Source organism: Enterococcus sp. DA9 (assembly GCF_008000875.1).
GTDB classification, from domain to species: domain Bacteria; phylum Bacillota; class Bacilli; order Lactobacillales; family Enterococcaceae; genus Enterococcus_B; species Enterococcus_B lactis.
On the sequence record NZ_CP042839.1, the window covers coordinates 1392812 to 1404931 of the forward strand.

A 12120-nucleotide genomic window follows, 5' to 3' on the forward strand; every position below is an offset into this window, starting at 1 on the left:
TGAACCGGTTCAAATACTTGTTTAAGTATAATTAATAGTGAGAGGAAGTTGCTCTACTGAAGACTTTAGTTATATGGATATTGATGACAAGCAACACTATGCAAAGAAAGCGGTCATCATAATCGAACAACAAGAAAGAGAAATCAAATGTAACTGGCAGGAGTGAGAATGTATGGCATCGATCCGTGACGTGGCTAAGATGGCTGGTGTTTCAGTGGGAACAGTTTCCCGTTACTTGAATGGTCAGCAACTGAAGGAAAAGAACATGAAAAAAATAGCAGAAGCGATTTCAGCGTTGGACTATAAAGAAAACATCATTGCTAAAGGGTTGAAGAATAATCGAAGCTTCTCTATTGGACTTTTGATAAACGGGATTTCCAGCCGTTTTGGGTCGGAAGTTGTCTCAGGGATCGAAAGAGTAGCTGAAGAAAATGGGTATAGCTTATTATTAAGCGGGTTTGCCGATCAGCCAGAAAAAATTGAACAAAAAATTGAATACCTGATGAAGCATGTGATCGATGGGCTGATTGTCTTCTTATCCGAAGAAGAGTGGTCTGGATTTGAAATGCTCACAAAAATGAGTATTCCAGTTATCGCATTGAATTGCCCAGAAGGACCAGCAGGTATTGATACAATATTAGTGAATGATCGAGAAAGTGTAGCAAAAGTGATCGCTCATCATGGTGAACAAGGACATAAAAAAATCGGATTTATTGCTGCCACTCAAACAGACTACGTAGCAAGAGAACGTTTAGCAGGAGCAAAAGAAGCGGTACAAAATGATCCATCGATCCAATTAGAGGTCTTTACAGGAGACTATTCTAGAAAAAGTGGCTATTATGGGGCAAAAGAATTATTAGAAAAAGGAGTAACAGCGATTTTTGTCAGCAATTATAATATGTCGATCGGTGCTATCGAATGTTTCAATCAAGAAGGTATCAGAATCGGGAAGGATATTGCGTTTAGTCATTATGATTATTTGGATAAAAACGATTTGAGCATCCTTCCGAAAATCACGATTACACCACCAACAGATAAAATCGGGGAACAAGCCGCAGAACAGCTGTTGAAACGAATCAAAAAAGAAGAGGAAGAAAATGAAAAAGTAATTGTGATGGAAAATATCATACATGGAATCAACTAAAACGAACTAAAAAAGGAAAAGAGGTGCTTTGATGAAAAAATATCAATTTCCAGCAAATTTTTGGTGGGGTTCTGCAGCAAGTGGCCCACAAACAGAAGGAAGGATTTCAGGTGATGGAAAAGGAGAGAACATTTTTGATTATTGGTACAAAAAAGAACCGCAAAAGTTCTTTGACCAAGTAGGACCTGAAAAAACTTCACAAGTTTATACGAAGTATCAAGAGGATGTACAGTTGATGAAACAGACTGGGCATAATTCATTTCGAACATCTATCCAATGGAGCCGCTTGATACCTGATGAATCTGGAACAATCAACGAAGAAGCCGTTCGTTTCTATCATCGTTATTTTGATGAGTTGATTGAAAACGGTATCGAACCCTTTGTGAATCTGTATCATTTCGATATGCCGATGTATCTGCAAGAAAAAGGCGGATGGTTGAACCGAGAAACGGTTGAAGCCTATGAAAAATATGCCAAAAGTTGTTTTGAATTGTTCGGTTCGAAAGTAAAAAAATGGTTTACTCATAATGAACCAATCGTTCCAGTCGAAGCAGGTTATTTATATCGATGGCATTATCCAGAAGAGTCAGATATGAAAAAAGCGATCCAAGTTGGCTATCATGAAGCGTTGGCCTCAGCGTTAGCCATCAAATCTTACCATGAAATGGAGCAAGGTGGTGTTATTGGTATCATCTTGAATCTGACACCAAGCTATCCAAGAGACGAATCAAACCCTGAAGATGTTAAAGCAGCGCAAATAGCAGATGCGTTCTTCAATCGTTCATTCCTTGATCCAGCTGTAAAAGGCGAGTTTCCAAGTGAATTGATTGAGATAGTAAAAGAACTTGATCTCATGCCTGTGATCCATCCAGAGGATTTGACGGTCATCAAAGAAAATACAGTAGATCTTTTAGGTATCAATTATTACCAGCCACGCCGGGTAAAAGCAAAAGAAACACCAATCGATACTAAAAACGGTCCAATGCCTGAGGATTATTTCGACAATTATGAAATGCCTGGTCGTAAAATGAATCCTTATCGCGGATGGGAGATCTATGAACAAGGAATCTATGATATTTTGATCAATGTACGAGATCATTATGGAAATATCGACTGCTTTATTTCTGAAAACGGTATGGGTGTAGAAAACGAAGCACGATTTATCAAAGAAGATGGCATGATCCACGATGATTATCGGATCGAATTTGTCCAATCTCATCTGAAATATGTCCATCAAGCAATTCAAGAAGGTGCCAATTGTTTAGGCTATCATATGTGGACATGTATGGATAACTGGTCATGGACCAATGCATATAAGAATCGATATGGCTTTATTTCAGTAGACTTAGCACAAGATGGAAAAAGAACAATCAAAAAATCGGGTCACTGGTTCAAAGACGTATCAGATAAAAACGGATTTGAGGCTTAAGAAAGAATAGTTGAGAGCAAATGCGTGAAATTCTCCATTCTTACCATTTTGTGAAAAAGAAGTTCAATTATTTACGATCTTTTTCAACTTTTTTGTCTTTCTATTTCATTTTTTGTATATAATAGAATAGTCAAAATTAAATAGGAGTGGAGGAAAGCATGAGGAAAAAAAGACCGTTTCTTCTCTTTTGGTTATTCGGTTTTTTCTTACTGCTTATTTTATCCGCAGCATTTTCAGGAAAAATGACAGCAGATCTTGCTCAGAAAGAAACAGAAAAAATCGTAGCAAGCAAAGAATCAGTAGATAATTTCAAAAAAGAATTCTCAACTTATTGGTGGGCGGAGTATAAAATAACTGCCAATTACGAAAAAGGCGAATTGGACATCTATTTGCCAAAAGGAAAAGAAGAAAATCAATTTATTAATATCGATGACGTACTTAGTGCGATTTCTCTCAGACAATATCAATTTAAAGACAAGCATTTGACCGTTTTGCTTTTGACTCATGATGGCGACAAAGTAGCCCGTTTGAAAAATGGAAAAGTGATCACCGCTTATTCTGAAAAAGTAGACAAAAAAGTGGTCGCCGATCGTTTAGCGGAATGGAAAAAGACAAATGAACAAGTCAAGAAAACAACTGTCTCTTCTCAAAAAAACGAGTCGACAGGAACAAGTCCTTCAGATTCTGGCAGTGGACAAACGATAACGGGAAGTGAAGAAAATCAAGCCTCAATTATTACGAATGAGTCATCACAAGGACAATATCAATCCTATGGACAATGAAAAACAGAGGTTGTGAAATCAGCGTTTTGACCTGAGTATTAGAGAAACAAACGGCAAAATAGTTCCTCATATTTTGCCGTTTTTTGAGCTAATACCGAAGGTCAGCTGATTGAACACCGTGTATCAAGAGGTCTTGAGCTTGCCGTTTAACTCTGAGCCACAAGGAACAATTTCAAAAAACAGCTTCTCATGTTTTATAAATATTGTGACTTGTGGCCGAGGAGTTGGCAGGAGAACACCGTTTAAAGAAGAAGTTGTGAAAAAGCTGTCCTGCATCAACTAAACAGGAGCTGCGACAAGACTTTTATCACCTTACTGTTTCAATCGCTTATATCACAGCGGTTTTATGCTGTGAAAAGTGCACGGAATAATCTTTAGAAAGAATAAAAAAATCTTAAGATAACAACTTTTTTAGGGAATTTTCATTTTTCAGAAGCAAAATAAGGAAAAATGTGAATAGAGAGAAGTGATATACGTGACACAACTTAAAAAATTGTGCCAAAATCGTTTAGCAATCGTTTTGACAGCTGTTTTCTTTTTCTGGATGAAGACGATTATTGCTTACTATGCAGATTTTTCGTTAGGTGTGGAAGGTACGATCCAGTACTTTATCTTGTGGATCAACCCGATTGCAACTACCTTATTGTTTTTTGGCCTTTCTTTGTATATTAAAAAGCCAAAGCCAGCATTAGCCATTCTTTTGATCATTGATATTTTAAACACGCTTTTGTTGTACTTGAACATTATTTTTTATCGGGAATTCACAGATTTCATTACAGTCAAATCTGTATTGGGATTTTCGAAAGTGTCGCAAGGGTTATCAGGAAGCTCCTTTTCTTTGATGAAACCCCATGATGTCCTCTACTGGCTGGATATTGCTACGTTCATTGGGATACTGGTTTGGTTGACGATCAAGAAAATACCTATCAAAAGTCAACCTGTCAGCAAACCGATGGCTATCGCTGTGACCTGTCTTTCAGGGCTTATTTTTTCAGGAAATCTAGCGCTGAGCGAAGCCAACCGTCCACAATTGCTGCAGCGAACATTTGACCGTTCATATATTGTCAAATATCTAGGAATCGATGCGTATACTATTTATGATGGAATCAAAACAGGAATGACTAGCAGTGTTCGCGCGCATGCAAGCAGTAATGGGATTGATGAAGTTTTAGATTATACAAAGAAACATTATGCAGAGCCAAATCCCGAAACATTTGGGATCGCTAAAGGGAAAAATGTGATCGTTCTCCATTTAGAAAGTTTCCAGCAGTTTTTGATTAATATGAAGGTAGACGGACAAGAAGTCACACCGTTTTTAAATAGTATTTTCCAGAATCAAGCAACGATCAGCTTTGATAATTTTTTTCATGAAGTAGGACAGGGAAAGACAAGTGATGCTGAAAATATGTTGGAAACTGGCACATTTGGTTTACCTCAAGGCTCATTATTCACAGAACTTGGGTCAGATAATGTCTTTCAAGCCGCACCAGCGATCCTTGGACAAAAGCAAGGCTATACAAGCGCTGTTTTCCATGGGAATGTAGCTAGTTTTTGGAATAGAGATCATGTATATAAAAACTTAGGTTATGACAATTTCTTTGATCGATCTTATTTTGATGAATCAGATGAAACGCTAGGTTATGGAATATTAGATAAAGATTTATTCAGTGAATCTGCCCAATATCTTGAACATCTACAACAGCCGTTCTACACGAAATTCCTTTCCGTAACCAATCACACGCCTTATTATACGGATGATAAGAATTTCGATTTTCCATCTTTGAACACTGGAAATAGCACAGTAGATAACTATGTTCGAACGGCACATTATTTGGATCAGTCATTGGAACAATTTTTTACGTACCTGAAAAAATCCGCTATTTACCAAAATTCGATCTTTGTGATTTATGGGGATCATTTTGGCATCTCAAATACAGATAATAAAGACTTAGCAAGTGCTCTTGGAAAAGACCCAGATACATGGAATGAATTTGACAACGCACAAATGCAGCGTGTGCCATTAATGATTCATATGCCTGGTTATACTAAAGGGTCAGTCAATCACGAATACGGTGGAGAAATCGATGTTTTGCCGACATTACTTCATCTCTTGGGAATCGATGATAAAGACTATCTCCATTTTGGTACGGATTTATTATCTCCTCAGCATGATCAAGTAGTGGCTTTTCGAAATGGGAACTTCGTGGCACCCAAATACACCATCTTAGGAGGAAAAGCTTACAATAACCAAACAGGAGAAATCATCGATACGAAAGCAGCAGGAATCGACGAGGAAATTTCCAAAGATCAGGAAAAAGTCAAGTCTGCTTTAAGTCTTTCAGATAAGCTGAATCAAGAAAATCTCTTGCGTTTTTATGTGCCAAACGGATTTGAAACGATCGATCCGAAAAAATATGACTATAAAAATGAAGCAGAACGTAACATAGCCATCGAAAAGCAAAAAGGCGAACATTCGACAAGTGTCTTTTCAAAAAATGGCAATAAAACAACAACCAACTTATATCCAGTAACAAGAACAGACGTTGAACAGCAAAAAGATAATCAATAAACAATCAAACCAACCTTCAGTAGTTAGACAACATTCTAATGCTTGAAGGTTGGTATTTTTTATGAAAAAAACATTTTTTTATTTTTTTCGTGTATTTTTCCTTTTTAACGTATCTATTTATTGAATGTGGAAAAATTTAAATTAAAAAGGAGAACTATTATGTATGATGGTGAATTGATCAAGAAACTTCGAGTCAACAAGAAGTTGACACAGTCCCAATTAGCGGAAGGAATCTGTTCTAAGACTTCTCTAGTCGGGATTGAGACAAATTCAGTGAAAAAAATGTCATTTGTAACATTGAGATCATTTTTAGAGCGAATGAACATGACACTTGCAGAATATGAATGGATGCGAAACCAGCTGGATGAACCAATAAAGTTAAAGAAAAAAAGACGAATGCTAGATCGGGTACAAGAAGACAGCTTTGATCCTTATAAAGAGATCAGCAATAACCGTAGGCATTTTAAGAAAACAGAAGATCTGTATTATTTGGTTTTGAATCTTCACATGGTCGAAAAAACAGAAGTATCTGAGACAGAATTTGAATTTTTACGTTATGAATGCCGAATCATTGAAGGATACTTGATGCAGATACCAGACTATGGTCAATTTGAACTATCTATTCTAGCTGATTTTCCTTGGATATTCAGTGATCGGTTCATTGAGAACAATTATTTGAAAATCAAAAAAAGAATGCGACGATTAGCACAGTTGAACAATCATGAGCAGTATCTCTTTACTTTTTTAATGAACCTGACTTCGTTTTATATAGAAAATGGTCGGTTGAAAAAGGCACGTAGTGTGAATGAAGATATGAAACGGAGCTTAGCACATAAAGAAAGAAGTACAGTGATCTATGAAACATTGATGGCAGATTATTATCAAAGATTGATTTCTGCTGCTTTAGGGGAAAAAAAGACGAAAGACTACCAAGAATTCTTCACAGTGCTCGAATATATGTTAGGAAAGAATCAACGGAGGTCCTTAGAGAAAAAACTGCTGGCCATTGCTGAACCCAGCAACTAGACCAGCAGTTTAGAATTTGTATCACTTCGCCGCTTTTTCAGACGGTTTGTTTATATCGAATGGCGGGAAAAAGCGGGCGATCTCTTTTACCGCAGCATCACGGGAATCAGAAGCGTGAATGATGTTTTCAGTCCCCGGCAGCGCGTAGTCTCCTCGGATCGTACCTGGAACAGCATCGGCAGCTTTTGTTGCCCCAACCATCTTACGGACGATATCGATCACTTCCTCGCCGACCAGCACAAGATAAACGACAGGACCGGAAGTCATGTAATCGATCAGTTCATCAAAAAAACTGCGCTCAGTCAAGTGCTGATAATGTTCTTTTGCTAATTCAGGAGTCATAGTTTCAAACTTCATTTCAGCAATGGCCAGTCCCTTTGCTTCAAAACGTTGAATGATGCTTCCGACTAAATGGCGTCTCACGCCGTCTGGCTTGATAATAACAAGTGTTCTTTCCATAACAGCACCTCGTTTCCTACTATATTTCTATTATAGCGGGAGGTGGAAAATGAGACAAATAAAACCGCGTGAGACAGGAATATAACGTGTGTATTTTAAAAAAAGTATGAAAAACATGGAAAATTGATTTGACATCCTCTTTTTTAGTTGTTATATTAACGAAGGAAAACCGAATAAGATTTGTTAGGTGAGGCTCCTATACAAACATAGGCTACTGCCCAAAAACGTCGAGAGACGCCAATGGGTAGAACAGGAATTGTCGAGATAAGGCTTTTCATAAGGTAGCTAAAAGCAGGTATCTGCTTTTTACGTTGTACAGTGTCAAAACTCAACGATGAGATCTGAGAAGCTTTTTTTAATATGCTTTTTCAAACCTTTCGCTGAGTATTTGGCGAGAGGTTTTTTTGTTGCCGCAAATCCCCATCGGTGAAAAATAAAAAGGAGGTGGTCTAATTGGGAAAATAACTATTCGAAAAATGATTGGAAGTCATGAATTAAAATTACTTAGTAAAGGAGATGAGAACAAATGGATGACAGTCATTCGAAAAACAAGGATCTAGAGGAAAGGCCAAGGCTATTATCTATCTGTTCTCAGCCCCTTTCAGTTTTTTCTCTATCGATCCGATGAATAGCTAAAGACCAAAAGCAGCGAGAACAGCTGTCTTTTGGACACAAAGGAGAGATTGAGATGGAAAAAAAGAAAGATACACAAAAAATCTATGCAGCTTTTGCTGGAAAAACGAAACAAGAATTATTTGAACTATTCCATGCATCAGCAAATGGATTGACAGAAGAACAAATCGAACGTTCAAGAGAAAATTACGGTGAAAATGCGATTTCATATGGCAAAAAAACACCATTCATCGTAGAAATATTGAAAGCATACATCACGCCATTTACATTAGTGTTGATCGCATTAGGAATTATTTCATTCATCACGGAATATGTATTAGCAGCTCCTGGAGATAAAGATCTTTTCGGTGTAGCCATTATCTTCACTATGGTTATCGTCAGCGGGACAATGACGTTGATTCAGTCCGTACGTTCCAATCAAGCGGCTGAAAAACTGAAATCACTTGTGAAAGTAACGGCAGCTGTAAAACGTAATGGAAAGTACACAGAGATTCCTATGGAAGAAATCGTCTGTGGAGATCTTGTTCGGCTTTCAGCAGGGGATATGATACCAGCGGATATGCGTTTATTGTCCGCAAAGGATTTATTCATTTCCCAAGCAGCATTGACAGGGGAAAGCTATCCAGTAGAAAAGCATGCGAAAGTATGTGAAGACGATCAGCAAAGCGAAACAAGTTACGAAAATCTTGTCTTTATGGGAAGTAATGTCATAAGTGGAAGTGCGGAAGGAATCATTGTTTCTGTTGGAAATGAAACACTATTTGGTCATGTAGCAGAAACGCTATCTGAAAAACCAATTCAATCAAGCTTTGAATTAGGCATCCATAAAACATCCATGCTACTGATCAAATTTATGTCATTGATGGCTCCAGCAGTTATCGTCATCAATGGGCTTACAAAAGGGGATTGGCTAGAAGCTTTTCTTTTTGGACTATCTGTAGCAGTTGGTCTAACACCTGAAATGCTTCCAATGATCGTTACGACGAATTTGGTCAAAGGAGCAAGTGTGATGGCCAAAAAAGGAACAGTGATCAAAAATTTGAATGCCATCCAAAACTTTGGTGCAATCGATGTGTTATGCACGGATAAAACGGGGACATTGACACAAGATAAAATCATTCTTGAATATCATATGGATTGTGAAGGAAATGAAGATGATCGTGTTTTGCGCCATGCGTATCTAAATAGCTACTATCAAACAGGGCTGAAAAATTTGTTAGATGTGGCTATCATTGATGAAGCAACAGAAACTTTAGATACAGATAAGATCAATTATCAAAAAGTGGATGAAATTCCTTTTGATTTTGAACGTCGTCGTATGAGTGTTGTGGTTGCTGATCCAGCTGGTAAAACACAAATGATCACAAAAGGCGCGATTGAAGAAATGCTGAACATTTCTAAATTTATTGATCTTGGCGGTACTGTTACACCATTAACAAAAGAACGAAAAGAAGCCGTACTTGCAAAAGTACAGTCACTTAATGAAGATGGCTTACGAGTGATTGGTGTCGCACAAAAGACCAATCCAAGCGTCGTTGGAGAATTTTCAGTCAAAGATGAGTCAGACATGGTTTTGATTGGTTATCTTACTTTCCTTGATCCACCAAAAGAAACAACGAAACAAGCGTTGAAAGCTCTGAAAGAACATGGTGTAGCTGTAAAAGTTCTGACTGGGGACAACGAATTAGTTACACGTTCAGTGTGCCGTCAAGTAGGTCTAGAGATCAATGAATTGGTTACCGGTGAGAAAATCTCGGAAATGAGTGATCATGAATTAGCACAAGTAGCTGAAGACCATGAAGTATTCGTAAAATTGAATCCTCAGCAAAAAGCACGTTTGACGACAGCTTTACGTAAAAATGGTCATACTGTCGGATTTTTAGGAGATGGTATCAATGACGCTCCTGCAATGAAAGTGGCTGATATCGGTATTTCTGTAGATACAGCTGTGGATATTGCGAAAGAATCTGCAGACGTGATCCTTTTAGAAAAAGATTTGACGATTTTGGAAAGAGGCCTTCTTTCTGGACGAGAAACTTTTGGGAATATCATGAAATATATCAAGGCTACAGCAAGTTCTAATTTTGGCAATATGTTTTCCGTGCTGATTGCAAGTATGTTCCTGCCATTTTTACCAATGCTGCCTTTACAACTTCTGTTTTTGAATCTAATCTATGATGTTTCCTGCATTTCCTTGCCATGGGATCGGATGGATAAAGAATATTTGGACGAGCCAAAAAAATGGAATGCATCTAGTATTGGAAAATTCATGGTTTACTTTGGCCCAACAAGTTCGATATTTGATATTACTACTTACTTGTTGATGTATTTTGTTATTTGTCCTGCTGTAGTTGGCGGAAGTTTCCATACATTGGATAGTTCACAGCAAGTGATTTTCATCGCATTATTCCATGCAGGATGGTTTGTCGAATCACTATGGACACAAACCTTAGTGCTCCATGCACTGCGTACACCGAAAGTACCATTTATCCAAAGCAACGCAACATTTGCCATGTTTGTTATCACTACATTAGGAATTATTGTCGGTTCTGTCCTTCCTTTTACAAGTTTTGGTGCTGAATTAGGCTTGATGCCACTTCCTGGCAATTACTGGTTATGGTTATTTGCTACAGTCATCGCTTATCTGGCGCTTGTGACAGCTGTGAAGAAAATCTATATCCATCGATTCCAAGAACTCTTATAAACGAGAAGGCTGGTTCTTTGCTTCTGTTCTTTTTGGACCAGTCGTGCTAAACTATGTGTATTGTTTTGGAAAGGATTAATGTATAGATGAAAGGTGCAATATTTGATTTAGATGGTTTGTTAGTTGACACAGAAAAAACGTATCGTGATGGCTGGCTTTGGGGATTTCAGCAATTTGATATCCATATCCCAAAAGAAATCGTTGACGCTTGGGGCGGAAAAAACTGGAAACAAAGTTTTGATATTTTAGTGAAAGCAGCAGGTAGCCCTGAAAAAGTACAGGAAGTCCGAGCGAAGCGTGAAGAATATTTTTATCAACAGCTGACAAGCGGAGCCATCCACTTAAAACCATATGCAAAAGAAATATTGGCAGACTTAAAAGAACGTAATATGAAACTAGGCATTGCTACGACCACTGTTACGAAAAGAGCAACAGATATCTTGGATCACTTTAAAATAGCTGATTACTTTGACACGTTTACATTCGGAGACGAAGTGTCAGAGAACAAGCCTTCACCGATTCCTTATCTGACAGCTTTGGAACGAACAGGATTAGAAGCTAGTTCAGCCTTTGCAGTGGAAGATTCTTTAGTAGGAGCAACAGCTGCTTCACGAGCAGGATTAGGCGTTGTTTTGATACCTGATTCCAGTTTTGTCCGAAATTATACCGTCGAAGAAAAGGAAAAATTGAAACTTCTTGCGGAAGGAAAAGATCTTCGAACTGTTATTGAAATGTTAGATAAAAAAACAGAAAAATAAATATAGAAAAAATAATTTGAATTTCGTGCTTGACTTTTTAGTTTTCCTCATGTAGATTAATCCCAACAACAAAATATCGATTTCGTTGAAAAGGAAAGTAAGTTTGGAAACTTTGCAGAGAGGCTCTGGCTGGTGAGAAGAGTCAAGTAAGAAAAGCTGAAAATGGCCTTGGAGAATAATTTGTCGATAAGTAGGCAAATTCGGAACTGTTCGACCGTTAAAACGAACGCCAATCTCTCTTTTTGAGATGTTGGGCTTGAGGGAAGGAAACTTCCGAAAAAAGGTGGTACCGCGATACGTCGTCCTTTTACTGACATAGTTTATGTTAGTAAAAGGACTTTTTTTTGAATATTATTTGCATTGAAATGGTAAGTACGATAGAAGAACCTTTGACAGAGAGCTTCGGTAGCTGAGAAGAAGCAAGGAACGACTATTGGAAAATGGCCATCGAGCAATTCATCCCGAGCATAGATGTAAGGCGATGACGGCTGCGACCGATATCTTGCTAGAGTATGATCGTACTTGAAGAGGAGTTGTGTGTGAACACAGCTTGAACATGAGGTGGTAACACGCAAAAAAGCGTCCTCAAGAAAATGACATTTTCATTTTCTTGAGG

Annotated in this window: 8 protein-coding genes, 1 riboswitch and 2 other annotated features; of the genes, 7 read left to right on the forward strand and 1 reads right to left on the reverse strand. The window is 37.9% G+C overall.

Annotation, left to right across the window (positions count from 1 at the left end; translation table 11 throughout):
* Positions 1-172: 172 nt before the first annotated feature.
* From FTX43_RS07585 to FTX43_RS07605, 5 genes are all read left to right on the forward strand, one after another.
* Positions 173-1144, forward strand: a complete 972-nt coding sequence (locus FTX43_RS07585; RefSeq protein WP_002299983.1) for a LacI family DNA-binding transcriptional regulator — start codon at positions 173-175, stop codon at positions 1142-1144.
* A gap of 31 nt (positions 1145-1175) precedes the next feature.
* A complete protein-coding gene (locus tag FTX43_RS07590; protein WP_002306082.1) occupies positions 1176-2573 on the forward strand; it encodes a glycoside hydrolase family 1 protein in 1398 nt (465 codons plus the stop codon).
* A gap of 158 nt (positions 2574-2731) precedes the next feature.
* Positions 2732-3355, forward strand: coding sequence for a hypothetical protein (locus FTX43_RS07595; RefSeq protein ID WP_002293828.1), 624 nt, complete (start codon positions 2732-2734; stop codon positions 3353-3355).
* A 475-nt stretch (positions 3356-3830) separates the two neighbouring features.
* Positions 3831-5924 (forward strand): LTA synthase family protein, encoded by a 2094-nt coding sequence (locus tag FTX43_RS07600; RefSeq protein ID WP_147606947.1) that lies wholly within the window; start codon positions 3831-3833, stop codon positions 5922-5924.
* 159 nt (positions 5925-6083) lie between these two features.
* A complete protein-coding gene (locus FTX43_RS07605; RefSeq protein WP_002319053.1) occupies positions 6084-6950 on the forward strand; it encodes an Rgg/GadR/MutR family transcriptional regulator in 867 nt (288 codons plus the stop codon).
* Positions 6951-6971: 21 nt separating this feature from the next.
* On the opposite strand, the gene ndk is transcribed toward FTX43_RS07605, so the two are convergent.
* Positions 6972-7409, reverse strand: a complete 438-nt coding sequence (gene ndk, locus FTX43_RS07610; RefSeq protein WP_002293327.1) for a nucleoside-diphosphate kinase — start codon at positions 7407-7409, stop codon at positions 6972-6974.
* 172 nt (positions 7410-7581) lie between these two features.
* Positions 7582-7756: riboswitch (M-box (ykoK) riboswitch) on the forward strand.
* A gap of 341 nt (positions 7757-8097) precedes the next feature.
* On the opposite strand from ndk, the gene mgtA reads away from it, so the two are divergent.
* Positions 8098-10746: a magnesium-translocating P-type ATPase gene (gene mgtA / locus FTX43_RS07615; RefSeq protein WP_002319051.1), complete on the forward strand. Its 2649-nt coding sequence runs from the start codon at positions 8098-8100 to the stop codon at positions 10744-10746.
* An 86-nt stretch (positions 10747-10832) separates the two neighbouring features.
* Entirely contained in the window at positions 10833-11504 is a 672-nt protein-coding gene (locus tag FTX43_RS07620) for an HAD family phosphatase (protein ID WP_002319050.1), read from the forward strand.
* A gap of 76 nt (positions 11505-11580) precedes the next feature.
* Positions 11581-11814: a binding site (T-box leader), on the forward strand.
* Between the two features lie 41 nt (positions 11815-11855).
* Positions 11856-12094 (forward strand) — a binding site (T-box leader).
* Positions 12095-12120 lie beyond the last annotated feature (26 nt).